Genomic DNA, 18,624 nt, shown 5'->3' on the forward strand with positions numbered 1-18,624 from the left:
TCCGCAAAGGGCCCTACAAATCCAACTCGATCGCGCCGGACCGAGGACGGACACGTCGCCCCGGCCCCCGCCCCGCCTCTCCCGTCGCGCGTCCGACCACAAGCGGTCAGTCAAAAACGACGGTCCGACGCCCGTTCAGCAGGATCCGCCGCTCCGCATGCCACTTCACGGCCCGGGCCAGCGCCTGGCACTCCACATCCCGCCCCACAGCCACCAGCTGCTCCGGCGTGACCTGGTGCCCCACCCGCTCGACCTCCTGCTCGATGATCGGCCCCTCATCAAGGTCGGCCGTCACGTAGTGCGCGGTGGCACCGATCAGTTTCACACCCCGCACATGCGCCTGGTGATACGGCTTCGCACCCTTGAAGCTAGGCAGGAACGAGTGGTGAATATTGATGATCTTCCCGCTCAACTGCTTGCACAGATCATCAGAGAGCACCTGCATGTACCGAGCCAGAACCACCAGCTCGACCCCCTGCTCCCGCACCAACTCCAGCACCTGCGCCTCAGCCTGCGGCTTATTTTCCTTGGTGACCGGAATATGCCGAAACGGCACATGGTACGAGTCCACCAGCTCGGCGAACTCCGTGTGATTGGACACCACAGCCGCGATCTCGACGGGGAGCGCGCCGATCCGTGCGCGGAACAGCAGATCGTTCAGGCAGTGCCCGAACTTGCTGACCATCAGCACGACCCGCATCTTCTCGTCGGCCCGGTGGATCTGCCAGTCCATCTGGAACGAGTCACCGATCGCCGCGAAGCTCGCGCGCAGCTTGTCCACGGTCACGGGCGTCTCCGCCGAGAAGTGGACGCGCATGAAGAACAGTCCCGTGTCGTGGTCACCGAACTGCTGGCTGTCCTCGATGTTGCAGCCGGTCATGAAGAGGTAGCTCGACACGGCGTGCACGATGCCCTGCTTGTCGGGGCAGGAGAGCGTCAGGACGTACTGATCGTTCATTTCGCCAGGGTCCCACAAAGGTGCGGCCCCCTAGGCGCCCGCCCGAATCCCGGACTGCGCGCAGTTCCCCGCGCCCCCGAAAGACGGGGCTGCGCCCCGGCCCGGATTCGTCTGCGGGCCCGGTGGGGGTCACCCGCGCAGTTCCCCGCGCCCCTTAGGGGCACAGCTGGGGCGGAGCCCCGCTTTTAGGGGCGCGGGGAACTGCGCGCTCAGCCCCCACCGGAGGCGCGCGTGGGACGAAGGGTCAGGCGGAGCGGGTCATGATCTGCAGTACCTCCAGCGTGCGGGGCGGAACGTCCGGATCCTCCCCGTCGCTCACAGCCATCCGCACATGCGCATCCCGCGCAGCCCGAACCGCATCGGCCCACCCAGCGTGTTCGAGATACACGGAGACAGCCGCATCAGGCCCCACCTGATGCATGATCCGCAGCACCCGCAACACCGCGGAGTCGACCAGCGCCGCCTCCTGGGAGTCCCGGAAGATCGTCCCCACATATTTCTCGGCGGACCAGTTGTCCAGCCAGGTGTCCTCGACAAGGCGATAGACGGCGTCGGTCACATCCCCGTACCCGTCGACCCCCGCGAGCCATATCCCCCGCTGGAACTCGGTGTCGGAAAGCATGTGCAGCGCGGAGCGCACATTGCTGCGCCAGCGCCACCACGGCATATCGTTCAGTGGCATGCCGCCCATGGTGGATGAGCGACGCCCGCGACGGGAAGAGTTCTCCGAACCTTGCACGGTCACCGATCGTACGTTCCCGCCGAACCGGCCCGCCCCGCACCCCGGTGTTCACCCGGACGTCACCATGCGTTGACCAAGGGTCACACCGGCCGTAGCGGTGTGACGGAATCGTGCGTAACCATGACCGGCCGGCGACGCACTCGCAGCTTCCTCCCCGCCCTGCACCTCCGCCCCCGCCTGCGCCTCCCCGTGGCCAGGGCGAGAGTGCTGGCGGCGGGCGCGCTGGCGGTGTGTCTGTCGACGGCAGTCGGTTGCGGTGTCGTCCCCGGTGTCACAGGGGGTTCCGGGGACGACACGATCACCGTCATGACGTGGGCCCCGGAGAAGACGAAAACAACCAACAAGCCGGGAATGCCCGCCCTGGCCAAGGCGTACGCACGCTGGGTCAACTCCCAAGGCGGCATCAACGGCCGCAAGCTCAAGGTCCTCACCTGCAACGACCACAACGACACCGTGTCGGCCGCGAGCTGCGCCCGCCGCGCCGCCGCGGAGAACGTCGTCGCGGTCGTCGGTTCGTACAGCCAGCACGCCCGTTCCTTCCTCGCTCCGCTGGAGGCGGCCGGCATCCCGTACCTCGGCGGATACGGCGTCACGGACGACGAGTTCACGAGCCCGCTCTCGTACCCGGTGAACGGCGGCCAGCCGTCCCTGCTGGTCGGCCTGGGCCAGCAGCTGGCCGGTTCCTGCGGCCCGGTCACACTCGTCCGCCCCGACACGATCGCGGGCGACGAACTGCCCGTACTCCTGGACTCCGGGCTGACCTCGGGCGGCCACCGCGCCTCCGTCGACCAGCGGGCCGCCGAGGACGCCACGGAGTTCTCGGGACACGCGCAGCGGGCCCTGGAGCGGGTCACGAAGGACCCGCGGAAGGAGGGCTGCGTGATCCCCGCTCTCGGGGACCGCACCGACACCTTCATGGACTCGTTCCGGCGGACCCGCGAGGACTTCCCGACGGTACGGACGGCCTCCGTGCTGGGCAGCATCGACCAGTCGATGATCGACGCGACGGGAAACATGTACGAGGGCTCGTACGTCACCGGCTGGTACCCCGCATCGAGCGACAAGCGGTGGAGTCCGATGCGCGAGGTCATCAAGAAGGAGGCGTTCGGCGACAACCGGATCGACGCCTCCGATCCCGGCGTGCAGACGACCTGGATCGCGTACACCGTCCTGAGGAAGGCCATCGAGTCGCTGGGCGACGGCGACGTGACCGCGCGGTCGATCAGGCGCACGCTGGACGACGGACTGAAGGTCGACACGGGCGGGCTCACCCCGACCCTGAACTGGAGCTTCCAGGACCTGATCGCGGCGAGCGGCTTCGCGCGGCTGGTCAACGCGGACGTGACCTTCCAGGTGGTGCGCAAGGGCAAGCTGGTCACGGAGCGAAAGGGTTTCGTGAACGTCTCAGAGGTCCTGGAAACAACCCAGACATCGTGACCGCCCCCCCCAGACCAAACCGATCCCTAGATCGAACCGGCCCTAGACCAAACCGATCCCTAGACCGAACCGGCCCTAGACCAAACCGATCCCTAGACCGAACCGGCCCTAGACCAAACCGGCCCTAGACCAAACCGATCCCTAGACCAAACCGGCCCTAGACCAAACCGGCCCTAGACCAAACCGGCCCTAGACCAAACCGATCCCTAGATCGAACCAGCACCTAGATCGAACCGGTACCGAGATCGAACCGGCCGGACGAATCAAAGCTGCCCCGGCTGCCGCTCCGTGAGCCCATAGGTCTGCGCGATGGAGTTCCACAGCTTCGCGGCCTTGGCCTTCTGCGTGGTCGCGGTGCCGCTCTCGCGGTTGCCCGCGGCGGTCTGCCCCGTGGACCGGGCCTGCCCCTTGTTGCAGCCCTTCTTGCCCGCGGCCTGGTCCGCCCACGCGGCGTAGTGGGTGTCCGCCGCGGCGGAGGCCTTCCACGCGCTCTTGAGCGCGGCGGTCAGTTGCGCGTGGTTCTCCAGCTTGTCCACGGACAGCTCCGCGAGACGCGTGACCAGCCCGTTGCGCTGCTCGGCGGCGTTGCGCAGATCGGAGGCCGCCTGGCCGAGGTTGGTGCACTTGCGTACGTTGTCGACGGCCTTGACCACCGAGTCACGGCTGTTGCCGCTGTCCGCCAGGAGCTTGTCCAGGGCCACGGCCTGCTTCTCCTCCGGCCCCTCCGAGGACGAGCCCGAGCCGTCGGTGGCCGGCGCGGTCGCCGCGACCGTCGTGTTCTCGTCGCCCTTGTCCTCCTCGCCCCCGCCACCGCTGAGCAGGGCGCCCGCGCCGATGCCGAGCACGGCGATGCCCACGCCGACGGCGGCGATGAGGGGAACGCGCGACCGGGACCGGCCACCGCGGCCGTGGTCACCGTCCGCCGCGGCCCGGCGTGCGCCACGCCCGCCGGGACCCTCGGGGCCCGCGGGCGCACCGGCACCACCGGAGGCGCCGAAGCCACCGGGCGTACCGAAACCGGCCGGAGCACCGAACTCGGGCGAGGCACCGCCCGGTTGTCTGCCCCGCCGCCCCCGCGGCTGGTCGACCGGGGGCAGTTGCTGGGTGGCGCCTCCGCCGTCGGCACGGAAGAGATTGTCGAACTCGGCGGGCGGCTGCTGCCGGTCCTCCGGCCCGGGCCCTTGTCCCTGTCCGGGCCCGCCCGGCCGCACGCCGAAGCCGGCCGCACCGGGCTGCGAGGGCACCGGCGCCATGAACTGTGTGGGCTGGGCGTCGGGGTCCGCGGCGGCGGGCAGCGGCCCGGGACCGTCCGACGGAACCCGCCCGAGGTACTGCGTGGAGTCACCGGAAGCCGTACCCGCGCCTGCCGCACCCGCCGCGGGCATCTCCGGGGGCAACGCCCCGGGCCCGACCGGCGGAAGGAACTGCGTGGCGCCCTCGTCCATGGGAGCGGCACCACTGACGGGCGGCAGGAACTGGGTCGCGCCCTCGTCCATGGGGGCGGCGGGCGGCAACGCACCCGCGCCCACTCCGGAGACGTCCGGGTAGCCGTAGCCGCCCTGTCCGTGCGACCCGGAGCCGGAGCCGCCGGGATTCTGCGTCTGCGAGACGCCGTACCCGTTACCGGTCCGGCCGTCGTACTGCTGCTGAGGCTGCTGTTGCTGAGGCTGCTGGTGTGACTGCTGCTGCGGCTGTGCCTGGGGTATCGCGCCGCCGGGCGCCTGCGGGGCGGCTCCCCACTGACCGCCCTGGCCCTGCGCCCCGTACGGGCCGGCGGGCGGCTCGGTGTACTGCGAGACCTGCCCGCCACCACCGGACGCGCCCCAGCCCGAACCCGGCGCGCCCTGGCCACCGGTACCCTGCGGCCCGGCGCTCCAGCTGGATATCTGCGTATCGGGCGCCTGAGCGGCGCCACCGGTACCGGCCCCGCCACCCGTGCCGCCCGCACTGCCCCACTCGTCGGACTGCGGAGCGGACCGCGGACCCCACGGCTGGTCCCAGGCCTGACCGCCCGCCGGGACCGCGCGGTCGCCGGTCTGGCCCGGCAGGAGGGGCTCGCCGCCGTCGGACGGCAGCACGATGCCTTCGCGCGCGGGTCGCGCCGAGGGCTCGTCGCCCTGTCCGTTGTGCGTCACCGGGACTCCTACGAATGGGGGACCTTCGGAATCGTCGGTTCACGCTACCGGGTCCCCAGGAGCCGGTGCCACGCAGCACGGGACGTGACACCCGCCACCGGGGACAGTGAGTGACAAACCGCCCCCGGAAAGCTCTTCGAGCCCCCTTTTTGCGCCTCCTTTCCCAACGCGTGCTTCTTTTCTCACACGTTCACGCCGTCGTCCGCCCGGACCAGCCCTCCGGGCGGACGACGAGAAGGTGACGACAGGACCTAGGCCGCCGCCTGGAGCTCCATCCGCGCCCCGAACTCCCGCACCACGGGCTCGTCCCGGTACGGCTCCAGGCGCTGCTGGAAGTCGTCCAGGTACTCGGCGCCGCGGTTGGAGCGCAGCGTGCCCAGCAGTTCGACCGCGCGCAGACCCGTGTGACAGGCCTCCTCCACCTCGCGCTGCTGCACCTGCGCGCTGGCCAGGAGCACGTACCCGATCGCGCGCCGGCGGGCCCGCGACTCGGGGTGCCCGTCGAGGGACTCCTGCGCGCGCCGCGCGGCCGCCTCGGCCTGCCCCAGGTCACGGTGACAGTGCGCCAACTCGTCGGCGAGATACGCCTCGTCGAAGTGCGCGATCCAGCGCGGGTCGTCCCCGGACTCCGGATCGGCCTGCTCCAGCGCCGCCACGGCCCGGCCGGACGCCGACTGTGCCGACCGCGCGTCGCCCAGCAGGGCATGGCCCCGCGCCTCCGCGGCGTGGAACATCGACTCCGCGCGCGGTGTGACCCGCCCGCGCGCCCCCTCCTGCGCCGCCCGCGCCAACTGGGCGATCTCCCGGGGGTTTCCGAGCTGTGCGGCCAGGTGGCTCATGGACGCGGCGAGCACGTATCCGCCGTATCCACGGTCGCCCGCCGCCTGTGCGAGCCGCAGCGCCTGGATGTAGTAGCGCTGCGCGAGACCCGGCTGCCCGGTGTCGATCGCCATGTACCCGGCGAGTTCCGTCAACCGGGCGACCGCCGCGAAGAGTTCACGCCCGACCGCTTCCCGGTACGAGCCCGCCAGCAGCCCGGAGACGACGCTGTTCAGGTAGTGCACGACGACCGGGCGGACATGCCCGCTGCCGTACTGGTGGTCGAGGTCGACGAGCGCCTGCGTCATCGCGGTCACGGCCGCCACGTCGGACTGCCCGACCCGTGGCCCCGCCGAGCGCGAGACCTGCGCGTCCGGCGAGGAGATCAGCCAGTCCCGGCTCGGCTCGACGAGCGCGGAGGCCGCGACGGACGAACCGGACAGGAAGTCCCGGCGGCCCACGTCGCTGCGCCACAGCTCACAGACCTGCTCGATCGCGCCGAGGACCGTCGGCGAGAACTGCAGACCCACGCCGGAGGCGAGGTTCTTGCCGTTCGCCATGCCGATCTCGTCGATCGTGACGGTCCGGCCCAGCTTGCGGCCCAGCGCCTCGGCGATGATCGCGGGCGCCCTGCCGCGTGGCTGCTGTCCGCGCAGCCAGCGCGCCACGGACGTTTTGTCGTAGCGCAGATCGAGACCGTGTTCCGCGCCGCACATGTTGACCCGGCGGGCCAGACCGGCGTTGGAACAGCCCGCTTCCTGAATGAGCGCCTGCAGTCGTTCGTTCGGCTGCCGCGCGACGAGAGGCCTTGCGGCCATTGGCGTACCCCCTGTGGCTGCGGTGCCTGCCCACGCGCACCGAGTTGATGTGCCCTCAGTGACCGGGCCCTCCCGCCCCCTGGTGAGGAGCGAAAAGTCCGGCCTCGAAGATCAATGCCCCGCGGACATACCGAAGATGCGAGACATGCGAGGATTGCCGGGTAAAGGCTGCTGCCCGCCCCACACAGGGCTACCCACCACCCGCTGCCGCCTCCCATGCGCGCCCCCACAGATGCATCCATGCGCCCCACGCGTGGGATCGGTGCTCCTCCCCCGCGCGCGCAGGGCCCGTAACCCCTGATGGGTGCGGGAGTTGAGTTCAGCGTGGAAGAGACGATCGCAGGCACCGAGACCGCCCAGATCCCGAAGCAGCGCGGCGAGTCGCTGCAGGACACAGCCGCGCGCTACGCCGAGGAACGCCACTGGGACGTGTTCCCCGGCACCTGGCTGGAGGCCGTCGAGGGCGTGCAGTGCTGCTCGTGCGGCGATCCTTCGTGCGCGGTGCCCGGCGCGCACCCGGCGCGCGAGGACTGGGCGACGGTCGCCACGGGCAGTGTGACCGTCGCGCGCCGGCTGTGGGCGAAGCAGCCCATGGCGTCGATCCTGCTGCCGACGGGGCGGACGTTCGACGCGCTCGACGTGCCCGAGACCGCGGGGTTCCTCGCGCTCGCGCGCATGCGGCGAATGGAGCTGACGCTCGGGCCCGTGACGTGTACGCCGGATCGGCGCATGCAGTTCTTCGTGCTTCCCGGGGCGGCGGCGAAGGTGCCCGAGCTCGTCCGGAAGCTGGGGTGGCCGCTCGCGTCCCTCGACCTGAACGTGCTCGGGGAGGGCGCGTACGTGGCTGCGCCGCCCACGCGGTTCGGGGCGCGCGGGGCTGTGCAGTGGGCCTGTCGGCCTACGCCTGCGAATCGGTGGTTGCCGGATGCGGAAGAACTGATCTCCCCGCTGTCCTACGCGTGCGGCCGCGACGCGCGTCGGTGACGCCCGCCACGCCGTTCCCCGCGCCCCTGGGGGTACGTGCGGGCCGGTGGGGGCTGGCCGCGCAGTTCCCCGCGCCCCTGAAAGGCGGGGCTGCGCCCCTGCCTTTTGCCCCTTAAGGGGCGCGGGGAACTGCGCGGGCAACCCCCACCGGCCCGCACGTACGAACAACATCCGCCCCCGCCACGTATCGTGCCGAGCATGACGGTCGCGGTGCGTGTACACGGGCTCTGGAAGCGGTTCGGGGAGCAGATCGCCGTCGCGGGGATCGATCTGGAGCTGCCCGCGGGCCAGTTCATCGGCCTCGTCGGCCCCAACGGGGCGGGGAAGACCACCACCCTCTCCATGGTGACCGGACTGCTGCGCCCGGACCACGGCACCGTGGAGGTCGTAGGACACGACGTGTGGCGCGACCCCACAGAGGTCAAGGCCCGCATCGGCGTCCTCCCAGAAGGCCTGCGCCTCTTCGAACGCCTCTCCGGCCGCGAACTGCTCGCCTACACCGGCCGTCTGCGCGGCCTCCCCGGCACGGAGGTCGACAAGCGCGCCACCCAGCTCCTCGACGTCCTCGACCTCGCAGGAGCCCAGCACAAACTGGTCGTCGACTACTCCACCGGCATGCGCAAGAAGATCGGCCTGGCCGCGGCCCTGCTCCACAATCCGGAAGTGCTGTTCCTGGACGAGCCGTTCGAGGGCGTCGACCCCGTCTCCGCCCAGACCATCCGCGGAGTCCTGGAGCGCTACACCGCTTCCGGCGCCACCGTCGTCTTCTCCTCCCACGTGATGGAGCTCGTCGAGTCGCTCTGCGACTGGGTCGCCGTGATGGCCGCGGGCCGCATCCGCGCCCACGGCCCCCTCGCCGAGGTGCGCGGCGCCGCGCCCTCCCTCCAGGAGGCCTTCCTGGAACTCGTCGGCGCGAACGGCCGCACCACCGGTTCCGACCTCGACTGGCTGGGCGGCGGCGCGCGGTGAAGGCCGACTCGGTCACCTCCGTCGTCGTACGGCTGAAGCTGTCCCTCCTGCGCAACGGCCTGCGGCAGTCGTCCGGGCGCCGGGCCGCGTACGTGGCCTCGCTCGTCGTCGTGCTCCTCTTCGCCGCACTCCAGCTCCTCGGCCTGATCGCCCTGCGCGGCCACCCGCACGCACTGAACGTCACGGTGCTGCTGACGGCCGTCCTGGCACTCGGCTGGGCCGTGATGCCGCTCTTCTTCCCCGGCGGCGACGAGACCCTGGACCCCACCCGCCTGGTGATGCTCCCGCTGCGTCCCCGCCCTCTCGTGCGGGCGCTCCTGGCGGCGTCACTCGTCGGCACAGGGCCGCTGTTCACGCTGTGCCTGCTCGTCGGCTCGGTGATCGCGACGGCGCACGGGGCGGCGGCGTACGTCACCGGTGTCGTCGCGATCGTTCTCGCGCTGCTGGTCTGCGTGGCCCTCGCGCGGGCCGTGGCGACCGCCAACCTGCGTCTGCTGACCAGCCGCAAGGGCCGTGACCTGGCCGTACTTAGCGGCCTGGTGATCGCGGTGGGCGCCCAGGTCGTCAACTTCGGCGCGCAGCGGCTCGGTTCGTCGGGCCTGGCGACGCTGGACCCGGCGGTGGACGTCCTGCGCTGGGTGCCGCCCGCGTCCGCGCTGGGCGCCGTGGACTCCGTCAGCGAGGGCTCGTACGCCGTCGCCCTCGCCCAGCTCGCCCTGAGCGGCCTGGCCCTCGCGGCGCTGCTGAGCTACTGGCAGCGGACCCTCACCCGGCTGATGACCTCGCCGGACGGTTCGACCCTGCAGGCCGCGGAGCCCGTACGGGACAAGGCGGGGCGGTCCTCCGGGCTCGGCCGGCTGCTGCCCGCGGGGCGCACGGGCACGGTCATGGAACGCAGCCTGCGGTATGTGTGGCGGGATCCGAAGACGAAGGCGGCATGGGTGACGTCGCTCGCGATCGGTCTGATCGTGCCGGTGTTCAACGCGCTGCAGGGGACCGGCTCGATCTACTTCGCGTGCTTCGCGGCGGGGATGCTCGGCATCCAGATGTACAACCAGTTCGGGCAGGACACGTCCGCGTTCTGGATGGTCGCGATGACGATCTCCTCGACCAGGGACGCGTACGTCGAACTGCGGGGCCGGGCGCTGGCCCTCCTCCTGATCACCCTCCCGTACACGGCTCTCGTCACCGTCCTGACGACGGCGCTGCTCGGCGACTGGGCGGCCCTGCCCGAGGTCCTCGGGCTCTCCTTCGCGCTGCTCGGCGCGATGCTCGCGACCGGTGCCTGGTCCTCGGCGCGTTTCCCGTACTCGATCCCGCAGGAGGGCTACAAGAACGTCGCTCCCGGGCAGGCGGGGCTGGCCTGGATCGCGATCTTCGGCGGCATGGTCGCGGCGGCGCTGCTGTGCGCGCCCGTCATCGCTCTCACCATCTGGCTGAACGTCACGTCCGACGGCGAGAACTGGACCTGGCTCCTGCTCCCCCTGGGCACGGCCTACGGCACCCTCCTCACCCTGTCCGGCCTCCGCCTGGCCGCCCCCCGAACCTCCCGCCACCTCCCAGAAATCCTGACAGCAGTAAGCAAGGGCTGACCCCCACCGCTCTCAGGGGCACGGGGAACGGCGCAGCTTCCTGCCCCCAGAGGCGCGGGGAACGGCGCAATCTTTTCGACCTCCCACCCCACAGCGCCGCGGCGAACAGCGCAGCCTCCTACCCCCAGGGGCGCGGGGAACGGCGCAGTCTTTTGTCTTCAGGGGCGCGGGGAACGGCGCGGTCTTTCAGGGGCGCGGGGAACTGCGCGACCAGCCCCCGCCGGGCCCGCAGCCGGACGACACACCCCCCGCCCCCTACCGGAGCACGTCGTCCAGGAACGGCTCAACCGCGGCCCGCCAAGCCTCCGGCTGGTCGTAGTGGACAAGATGCCCCGCATCGACCACCTCCGCATACCGCCCATCGGGCAGCACCCGAACCATCTCCTGCGACTCGGCCCGCCCCAACTCCCCGTCGAGCCCCCGGACGACCAGCGTGGGACACCGCACCTGCGCCAGTTCCTCCCAGTGCGCGTCGTACACCCACGCCTCCCGCGACTTGAGCATCTGCCCGGGCTCGAAGACCGGCCGCCACCCGTCCTCGTGCTCGGCCATCACCTCCGCGTAGAACTCACCGCGCGAGGTGTTCGGCCGCTCCACCCAGGGATCGTCCTCGCCGAACCACTTCCGGACATCCGCGAGCGTGGCGAACGGGACCGGCCAGGACTTGAACCACTCCTCCCACTCGCGCTGCGAGGCCGCCCCGAGCGCCGAGGCCCGCATGTCGCAGATGACCAGGCCGCGCACCAGGTCGGGTCGTCTGGCGGCGAGCTGCCAGGCCGTCAGGGCGCCCATGGCGTGCCCGATGAGGACGGCCGGGGCGAGGCCCAGCTCTTCGAGCGCGGCCTCCGCGTCCTCGACGTACGCCCCTCGCGTGTACTCCGTCTCCGGCGGCTTCGCGCTCTGTCCGTGGCCCCGCTGGTCGAGCGCCACGGCACGGTGCCGCTCGGCGAGCCAGCGGGCGGTGGACGCCCAGTGGGAGGCGCGGCCCATGAGTCCGTGGAGTAAGAGCACGCCGGGCGTCTGCTCGCTCCCGCCGGCCCGCGCCGCGCCCGCACCGCCCCTGCCCGGATCGGTCTTGGGAGGATCGGCGAACTCCCAGGCAGCGAGGCGTATTCCGCTCGCACCGGTCACGTCGATGCGCCGCACCATACGCTGGCACCCCCCTTGATCCGCTCGGCCGGCTCGTCCCGCACAAGCCCGCCGGTCCACTCGTACCGTTCGCCGTGCCGCTGCTCCTGCTGGTTGTTCCTGCGTAATCAGTGGTCGATCCGTCACCCATACGCTATCGAATGCGTATTCGAAAGTGGGCTTCTCGGCGGTAACACCCCTCCTTCGAGTGACCTCGACCAAGGATTGACCGCCGCCGTCGAGGGGAGATCTTCAACGGGAGGCGGGCCGCTCGGGGAAAACGGTCCGAAGGGGATGACCCTGGGAGCTCGGGGCTCCGGGTCAGCACAGGGGAGGACAGGCCTCGGCGCCTCAGGGCGCCGAGGCCCTCCTCGCGTCCGCGGCACATCCTTGCGCCCCCTCCCCGACCGCGCGTCGGCCCCGCTGCCGTCCCGGTCCAGAGCCCTCAGGTCATATGCCTTTCGCGACAGCCTCGCATGGGAACGGCCCGTTCGCTGCGATTCCGCGCAGTGAATCTCTGTTTCTGCGGGAACGCCGAGGTGGGGCAACTGGGGTCCCTGTTAAGGGAGTTGACGGCGTGTTTCGGAACGGGGAGAACCGGCCGCGAGAGGCCCTGGTCAAGGCCTCGCCTCCCGGCACGCTCCGGTGCACGCCGCCGCGCACGACGGCTCCCGGACAGGCGCACGGAGAACCGCACGACCGGCCCGGGAAGGGCCCCAGGATGGCCCCGCCGCCCGTACGGGCCTGTGCGCACAGCGCACAGAGGCCGACAGGCAGTAGTCCTTCAGCTCTTCTCGCTCCTACCGCTTCGCCACGAACACGTGGGACGCCACGTCCGACTCCAGCTCCGCGGCTTCGCCGCCACTGCCCACGAGCACCCCGCCCGCGGACTCCGTCACGCTCACGACCGAACCGGGCTGTACGCCCGCCCGGCGCAGCGTGTACATCAGTTGCGCGTCCGTCTGGATCGGCTCGCCGATGCGGCGTACGACGACCGTCTTGCCGTCGAGGCCGGGGTCGAGGTCGGCCAGCGAGACCATGCCCGCGTCCAGGAAGGGGTCCGCCCCGTCCTTCTCGCCCAGCTCCTCCAGGCCCGGGATCGGGTTGCCGTACGGCGACTCGGTCGGGTGCCGCAGCAGTTCGAGCACGCGGCGCTCGACCGCCTCGCTCATCACGTGCTCCCAGCGGCAGGCCTCCGCGTGCACCTGCTCCCACTCCAGGCCGATCACGTCGACGAGCAGGCACTCGGCGAGGCGGTGCTTGCGCATCACGCGCGTGGCCAGCCGGCGTCCCTCCTCCGTGAGCTCCAGGTGGCGGTCGCTCGCGACAGCCACGAGACCGTCGCGCTCCATGCGCGCCACGGTCTGGCTGACGGTCGGCCCGCTCTGGTCGAGCCGCTCGGCGATCCGGGCGCGCATGGGGACCACACCTTCCTCCTCCAGCTCAAGGATGGTGCGGAGATACATCTCCGTGGTGTCGATCAGTCCGGACATACGTGCCCCTCGATTAGCTCTGCCGGAGGCTGGGTGGCTCACCGGCGTGTGCGCTGGCCCTGGCGCCAATTCTGACGCATCCCACTGACAACCGTGCCGCGCCGTTGGAACCAGGTGGTGACGAGTGCCTGCGCGATGCGGCCGGGCCCGGCACCCGGCCGGGTGGAGAGGGACCCTCGTAACCCAGTGTCGCCCCTGCGGAGCGTATTGACACAGCAGTGGTCCAGACCGCAACGTGATCCGCGACACGACAGCGGAAGGGGCTTCGCCGATGAGCGACAGCAAGCTGGCCGGGCAGTTCTTCGACGCCGCGATCGGCCTGCTGCAGCGGGTACGGGACGAGGAGGCCGCGTCGATCGAGGCCGCCGCGACGATGATCGCCGACACGGTCGCCGACGGCGGGCGGCTCTTCGCCTTCGGTGCCGGGCACTCGTCGCTGGCCGCGCAGGACCTCGTCTACCGCGCGGGCAGTCTCGCGCTGATGAACCTGCTCGCCGTGCCGGGCGCGGTCGGCGTCGACGTCATGCCCGCGACGCTGGGCTCCGCGCTGGAACGGGTCGACGGGCTCGCGAGCGCGGTCCTCGGCTCCAGCCCCGCCCGCTCCGGGGACCTCCTGGTGGTCATCTCCCTCTCCGGGCGCAACGCGCTGCCCGTCGAGATGGCGATGAGCGCCCGTGCGCTCGGGCTCAGGGTCATCGGGGTCACGTCGGTCGCGTACGCGACCGAGACGGCGTCCCGGCACGCGTCGGGGACGTACCTCAAGGACCACTGCGACGTCGTTCTCGACTCGAAGATCGCGATCGGTGACGCGGAGCTCACGCTCGACACCATTCCGGCGCCGTTCGCGTCCGCGTCCACGGTCGTGACCTCGGCGCTCCTCCAGTCCGTCATGGCGACGGCGGCGGGTGTCCTCGCGGACCGCGGGTTCGAACCTCCGCTTCTGCGGTCGGGGAACGTGGACGGCGGGCTGGAGTGGAACGACCGGGTGTTCGCGGAGTACGGGGACCGGATCTTCTACTGGCAGCGCTAGCCTGCCGGCGGGCGCGCCTTGAGTGCGGGGCTGCGCCCCTGCACCGGGCGCGTTGTCGTGTGCGGGTCGCCCGTGGCTGGTCGCGCAGTTCCCCGCGCCCCTGAAGGGCGGGGCTTCGCCCCTGCCCCCGTTCGCTGCCGTGTGCGGGCCGCCCGTGGCCGGTCGCGCAGTTCCCCGCGCCCCTGGGGAGACGGGGCTTCGCCCCTGGGGCTTTAGCCCGTCCGGCGTTTGAGGACGAGGCCGTTCAGGCCGATGCGGGGGTCCGGGGGCGCAGCCCCCAGGGGGGTCACGGAAGGGTTGCCGCCAGGTCCAGGGCCGCCGCGATCCGGACGGCGACATCCTCCGCGTACGTCGCGTCGAACCTCTCGAACTGCGTACGGCTCGCACCGCGCAGGAACGTGACGACGCCCAGCGTCCGCCCCCGGCTGCGCAGCACGACGCACAGGGCGTGCACCGAGTCGGCGGGCCACTGCCGGGCCACGGCCCAGTCGCGCATGCGCTCGGGCTCGGTCGACCCCGCGCTGGCCCGTACGGAACCGATCCGCTCGACGCACTGCAGCGCCGGATGCCCGTCGGAGTACCGCACCGGCAGCCCGGCCCGGCCCGCGGGCAGGCTGGGGCCAGGCGCTCCGGAGGGCGTCGCGGGCCCCCGTACGAGCCGGACCGGGCCCTCGCCGTCCGCCACCGAACCGCCGGCCACCCGGTCGATCAGCGCGTGGTCGGCGAACCCGGCCAGCGCGAAGTCGAGGTGGACGGACGCGGCCTCCGCGGGGTCCTCGCACTCGGCGGCGGCCCGCGCGGCCCGGTGCAGCTGATTCGTCCGGAAGCGCAGCAGCGCCGCTTCCTGCTCGGTCTGCTTGCTCTCGGTCACATCCTGGAACAGCCAGCCCACACCGAGCGGAACCGGTTCCTCCGTGAGCGGTGAGGCGAGCCGCACGAAACCGCTGCGCCAGCAACGGCGCCGCTCCCCCTCCGCGGTCCGCAGCGTCACCCACATCTCGGCGGGCGCAGGCGGCGCACCCTCCGCGAGAACGTGCGTGAGCGCGCTCTCCAGCTCCTCCACGCCCTGCGCGATCAACTCGCCCAGGGGACGGCCCAGTACGGCCGTACGCCCCGTGCCGAGCGCCCGCGCGGCGTGTCCGTTGACCACGGCGGGCCGCAGATCGGCGTCGACGAGGACGACACCCCAGGAGGCGTCGTCGAAGAGGGCCTCGCTCAGGGCGATCGACCGCTCCAGATCGATCTGCGTGTGCACCTCGCTGAAGGCGCAGTACACCCCGGCCGGCTTCCCGTCGGGCCCCGGCACGGCGGCCGACTGGGTCCGTACGAGCACCCGGCCGCCCTCCTTGGTGAGGAGCGCGAACTCGTGGACCTGCCGCCCCGGGGCCTGCATCGCGGACAGCAGACGGTTCTCGATCTCCTCGGCGTCCGCGGCCCGTACGGCCCAGCCGGCGAACCCGTGCCGCCCGACCGCCTCGGCCGCGGTCCAGCCGAGGATGCGCTCGGCCTCCCGGTTCCAGTGCGTCACCACTCCGTCGGCGTCGAACGCGCAGAGCGCCGCGTCCATCCCGTCGAGCAGAGCGGCCAGCAGATCGGCCCCGTCCCGCTCCGGCTCGTCCGGCCCGAGCTCGTCCGTGGTCCCGCTACGCCGCGAAGCACTCACCTGGCACCCCCTGCAGGCCGTGTCGGCGTGTCCTGCGCGGTGTGCCCGCGCGTCTGTTCACTCACTACGAATCACTCACTAGGAATCATTCAACTCGAACGTGACGCAGCCCACATCTGGTTCCCGCAAGATTGCGGAAATCGTTGTGCGCGGACACTTCACCCCCGGTCGGCCGGATCTCCGTCGTCCCGGCCCCCTCCACAAGATCGCTTCCCTCGTCGGCGCCGTCAACGCGTCGGCGCCCCCGAAAATCGCCGTCCCGGAAAATCACTTGAGCGAAGCCGCGACGCTTCTTAGTGTGTGTCGCACGCCGAAAGGAGGTGATCGGGTACATGTCTGAAACCCGGACCAGCGAGGTGGCTGCGGGCTAGCGGCCCGTCACCACACACAGTGCGGTGCCGGACCAGCGCGTGAGACGAGCGTGCGGCCGGCCCAATCTCAGCAGTCACCCGACCCGCGTGCTTGCCGGTAAGTCCGGCCGGCCCCCTCCTCGGAGGGGACCCGAGCACGCGGGTCGTCTGCGTTCTCGGGGCGGCCGGAACCGGAAGAGGGACGGCCGCCACCTGGTCGTGCTGGTTGTCGCACATGTGGCGGCGCCCCATGACCTCGTGGAGAGCGCCGCCACACCTGCGGTGCACATAGGCCGTGCACCCATACGGAATCAGCGGGCGATGTCTCCGTAGCCCTCGATCTCGGCCGGGTTGCGGGTGCCGGGGCCGATGTAGCGCGCGGACGGCCGTACGAGGCGGCCGGTGCGCTTCTGCTCCAGGATGTGCGCGGACCAGCCGGCCGTACGGGCGCACGTGAACATCGAGGTGAACATGTGGGCCGGGACCTCGGCGAAGTCCAGGACGATGGCGGCCCAGAACTCGACGTTCGTCGCCAGGACGCGGTCCGGGCGGCGGGCGTGCAGTTCGGCGAGGGCCGCCTTCTCCAGGGCCTCGGCGATCTCGAAGCGGGGGGCTCCCAGTTCCCGGGCGGTGCGGCGGAGCACGCGCGCGCGGGGGTCCTCGGCGCGGTACACCCGGTGGCCGAAGCCCATCAGGCGCTCGCCCTTGTCGAGGGCCTGCTTGACGAACGCGTCGGCGTCGCCCGTGCGTTCGATCTCCTCGATCATGCCGAGGACGCGCGAGGGGGCGCCGCCGTGCAGCGGGCCCGACATGGCGCCGACGGCCCCGGAGAGGGCCGCCGAGACGTCCGCGCCGGTGGAGGCGATGACGCGGGCGGTGAACGTCGACGCGTTCATGCCGTGCTCGGCGGCGCTGGTCCAGTAGGCGTCGACCGCCGCCACGTGCTTGGGGTCGGGCTCGCCGCGCCAGCGGATCATGAAGCGTTCGACGACGGACTGCGCCTTGTCGATCTCCCGCTGCGGGACCATCGGCAGGCCCTGGCCGCGGGCGGACTGGGCGACGTACGACAGGGCCATGACGGCGGCGCGGGCGAGGTCCGCGCGCGCCTGCTTCTCGTCGATGTCGAGGAGCGGCTTGAGGCCCCACACGGGGGCGAGCATGGCGAGTGCGGACTGGACGTCCACGCGGATGTCACCGGAGTGGACGGGGATCGGGAACGGCTCGGCGGGCGGCAGGCCGGGGTTGAACGCTCCGTCCACGAGCAGCCCCCAGACGTTGCCGAAGGAGACGTGGCCGACCAGATCCTCGATGTCGACGCCCCGGTACCGCAGGGCGCCGCCCTCCTTGTCCGGTTCGGCGATCTCCGTCTCGAAAGCGACGACTCCCTCAAGTCCGGGTACGAAGTCGGACATCAGGCGGCTCCTCATGATGTGTGCGACAGACGATGTGTGGGATGTGCGCTGTGCGGGGTGAGCTGTGCGAGGGGTGGGTGGTGCGGTGTCCCTGGTGGGTGCGAGCGTGCGGTTACGCGGTCGCCTCGTGGACTCGCGGTCCGTACGTCACTCCGGTCATGCCCCGTGCGGTCGGCGGTCACCCAACCTCTTGGCAGCAGGACGATATCCCTTGGTGCCACCTTTGGGGAGAGTACGCGGCACTCAGTGCCAGTCAGTGATGAAGCCCACGCCCGGCGACGCGTACGGCAGGATGACCGGGTGACCGACAGTGACCCCCTTCTCGGCCCCTCGCTCGACCCCGCGTCGATGCGCAAGCAGTACCGGGCCGCGGGACTCGACGAGACCGAACTGGCCGACCACCCCATGGAGCAGTTCGCGCGCTGGTTCGTGCAGGCCGTGGCGCACGGTGAGGCGCAGGGCGGGGTGTACGAGCCGAACGCGATGGTCGTCTCCACGGCGGACGCCGAGGGGCGGCCCGGTTCCCGCACGGTGCTGCTGAAGCAGTACGACGAACGGGGGTTCGTCTTCTACACCAACTACGCGTCCCGCAAGGCGCGCGAACTGGCCGAGAATCCGCACGTGTCGTTGCTCTTCCCGTGGCATTCGGTGGCGCGGCAGGTCATCGTCACGGGGACGGCGCGGCGTACGGGGCGGGACGAGACGGCCGCGTACTTCCGTACGCGGCCTCATGGGTCGCAGCTCGGGGCGTGGGCCAGTGCGCAGTCCTCCGTGGTCGGGTCGCGGGACGAGCTGGATGCGGCGTACGCGGAGTTGGCCGCGCGCTATCCCGAGGGGGAGCAGGTGCCTGTGCCGCCGCACTGGGGTGGGTTCCGGGTTTCGCCCCGGGCGGTCGAGTTCTGGCAGGGGCGGGAGAACCGGCTGCACGACCGGTTGCGGTACGTGGCCCAGGAGGACGGGGGGTGGCGGGTTGAGAGGCTCAGTCCCTGAGGGGGTGCCCCTCTGACCCCCTCGCTGCAGGGGGTGCCGCCTGGGCCTGATTGCGTCTGATCCGCCGTCGTGGCTCGTCGCGCAGTTCCCCGCGCCCCTTACGG

At 71.4% G+C, this 18,624-nt stretch carries 14 protein-coding genes; 6 read left to right on the plus strand and 8 right to left on the minus strand.

Annotated elements, in window-relative coordinates; translation table 11 throughout:
* Positions 1–106 precede the first annotated feature (106 nt).
* Positions 107–958, minus strand: coding sequence for a formyltetrahydrofolate deformylase (purU, locus tag ACFVH5_RS17745; protein WP_385834605.1), 852 nt, complete (start codon positions 956–958; stop codon positions 107–109).
* Between the two features lie 244 nt (positions 959–1,202).
* Entirely contained in the window at positions 1,203–1,703 is a 501-nt protein-coding gene (locus ACFVH5_RS17750) for a hypothetical protein (protein WP_107015415.1), read from the minus strand.
* A 117-nt stretch (positions 1,704–1,820) separates the two neighbouring features.
* Here ACFVH5_RS17750 and ACFVH5_RS17755 point away from each other — a divergent pair, with 117 nt between their 5' ends.
* Entirely contained in the window at positions 1,821–3,137 is a 1,317-nt protein-coding gene (locus ACFVH5_RS17755) for an ABC transporter substrate-binding protein (protein WP_385834606.1), read from the plus strand.
* A gap of 263 nt (positions 3,138–3,400) precedes the next feature.
* Here ACFVH5_RS17755 and ACFVH5_RS17760 read toward each other — a convergent pair whose 3' ends face one another.
* Both ACFVH5_RS17760 and ACFVH5_RS17765 read right to left on the minus strand, forming a co-directional pair.
* Positions 3,401–5,272, minus strand: a complete 1,872-nt coding sequence (locus ACFVH5_RS17760; protein WP_385834608.1) for a hypothetical protein — start codon at positions 5,270–5,272, stop codon at positions 3,401–3,403.
* 251 nt (positions 5,273–5,523) lie between these two features.
* Positions 5,524–6,909 (minus strand): transcriptional regulator, encoded by a 1,386-nt coding sequence (locus ACFVH5_RS17765; protein ID WP_189771933.1) that lies wholly within the window; start codon positions 6,907–6,909, stop codon positions 5,524–5,526.
* Positions 6,910–7,209: 300 nt separating this feature from the next.
* Between ACFVH5_RS17765 and ACFVH5_RS17770 the strand changes: the two genes are divergently transcribed.
* From ACFVH5_RS17770 to ACFVH5_RS17780, 3 genes are all read left to right on the plus strand, one after another.
* Entirely contained in the window at positions 7,210–7,893 is a 684-nt protein-coding gene (locus ACFVH5_RS17770; RefSeq protein WP_384806415.1) for a bifunctional DNA primase/polymerase, read from the plus strand.
* A gap of 198 nt (positions 7,894–8,091) precedes the next feature.
* Positions 8,092–8,862: an ABC transporter ATP-binding protein gene (locus tag ACFVH5_RS17775; RefSeq protein WP_385834609.1), complete on the plus strand. Its 771-nt coding sequence runs from the start codon at positions 8,092–8,094 to the stop codon at positions 8,860–8,862.
* Positions 8,859–10,454, plus strand: a complete 1,596-nt coding sequence (locus ACFVH5_RS17780) for a transporter (RefSeq protein WP_385834610.1) — start codon at positions 8,859–8,861, stop codon at positions 10,452–10,454. The genes ACFVH5_RS17775 and ACFVH5_RS17780 overlap by 4 nt, the downstream gene beginning before the upstream one ends.
* Positions 10,455–10,709: 255 nt before the next feature.
* On the opposite strand, the gene ACFVH5_RS17785 is transcribed toward ACFVH5_RS17780, so the two are convergent.
* Together ACFVH5_RS17785 and ACFVH5_RS17790 are read right to left on the minus strand one after the other, a co-directional pair.
* Positions 10,710–11,603, minus strand: coding sequence for an alpha/beta fold hydrolase (locus ACFVH5_RS17785; RefSeq protein WP_385834611.1), 894 nt, complete (start codon positions 11,601–11,603; stop codon positions 10,710–10,712).
* Positions 11,604–12,382: 779 nt separating this feature from the next.
* Positions 12,383–13,075, minus strand: a complete 693-nt coding sequence (locus ACFVH5_RS17790; RefSeq protein ID WP_107015407.1) for a metal-dependent transcriptional regulator — start codon at positions 13,073–13,075, stop codon at positions 12,383–12,385.
* 271 nt (positions 13,076–13,346) lie between these two features.
* On the opposite strand from ACFVH5_RS17790, the gene ACFVH5_RS17795 reads away from it, so the two are divergent.
* On the plus strand, positions 13,347–14,105 hold the full coding sequence (locus tag ACFVH5_RS17795) for an SIS domain-containing protein (protein ID WP_385834612.1): 759 nt from the start codon (positions 13,347–13,349) through the stop codon (positions 14,103–14,105).
* 286 nt (positions 14,106–14,391) lie between these two features.
* Here ACFVH5_RS17795 and ACFVH5_RS17800 read toward each other — a convergent pair whose 3' ends face one another.
* Entirely contained in the window at positions 14,392–15,768 is a 1,377-nt protein-coding gene (locus ACFVH5_RS17800; RefSeq protein ID WP_385834613.1) for a PAS domain-containing protein, read from the minus strand.
* Between the two features lie 661 nt (positions 15,769–16,429).
* The gene (locus ACFVH5_RS17805; protein WP_384806427.1) at positions 16,430–17,530 is read right to left on the minus strand and encodes a citrate synthase 2; all 1,101 of its coding nucleotides are present in this window, start codon (positions 17,528–17,530) and stop codon (positions 16,430–16,432) included.
* Positions 17,531–17,830: 300 nt separating this feature from the next.
* Here ACFVH5_RS17805 and pdxH point away from each other — a divergent pair, with 300 nt between their 5' ends.
* A complete protein-coding gene (gene pdxH / locus ACFVH5_RS17810; protein ID WP_385834614.1) occupies positions 17,831–18,520 on the plus strand; it encodes a pyridoxamine 5'-phosphate oxidase in 690 nt (229 codons plus the stop codon).
* Positions 18,521–18,624: the final 104 nt, after the last annotated feature.

The organism is Streptomyces sp. NPDC127119 (genome assembly GCF_042677425.1).
Lineage (GTDB): Bacteria > Actinomycetota > Actinomycetes > Streptomycetales > Streptomycetaceae > Streptomyces.

What these genes read in the sequence shown, in the direction of transcription:
- purU (WP_385834605.1), bottom strand. Translation starts at nt 958, where the DNA reads ATGAACGATCAGTACGTCCTGACGCTCTCCTGCCCCGACAAGCAGGGC.
- ACFVH5_RS17785 (WP_385834611.1), bottom strand. Translation starts at nt 11,603, where the DNA reads ATGGTGCGGCGCATCGACGTGACCGGTGCGAGCGGAATACGCCTCGCT.
- ACFVH5_RS17775 (WP_385834609.1), top strand. Translation starts at nt 8,092, where the DNA reads ATGACGGTCGCGGTGCGTGTACACGGGCTCTGGAAGCGGTTCGGGGAG.
- ACFVH5_RS17765 (WP_189771933.1), bottom strand. Translation starts at nt 6,909, where the DNA reads ATGGCCGCAAGGCCTCTCGTCGCGCGGCAGCCGAACGAACGACTGCAG.
- ACFVH5_RS17770 (WP_384806415.1), top strand. Translation starts at nt 7,210, where the DNA reads ATGGGTGCGGGAGTTGAGTTCAGCGTGGAAGAGACGATCGCAGGCACC.
- ACFVH5_RS17805 (WP_384806427.1), bottom strand. Translation starts at nt 17,530, where the DNA reads ATGTCCGACTTCGTACCCGGACTTGAGGGAGTCGTCGCTTTCGAGACG.
- ACFVH5_RS17790 (WP_107015407.1), bottom strand. Translation starts at nt 13,075, where the DNA reads ATGTCCGGACTGATCGACACCACGGAGATGTATCTCCGCACCATCCTT.
- ACFVH5_RS17795 (WP_385834612.1), top strand. Translation starts at nt 13,347, where the DNA reads ATGAGCGACAGCAAGCTGGCCGGGCAGTTCTTCGACGCCGCGATCGGC.
- ACFVH5_RS17755 (WP_385834606.1), top strand. Translation starts at nt 1,821, where the DNA reads ATGACCGGCCGGCGACGCACTCGCAGCTTCCTCCCCGCCCTGCACCTC.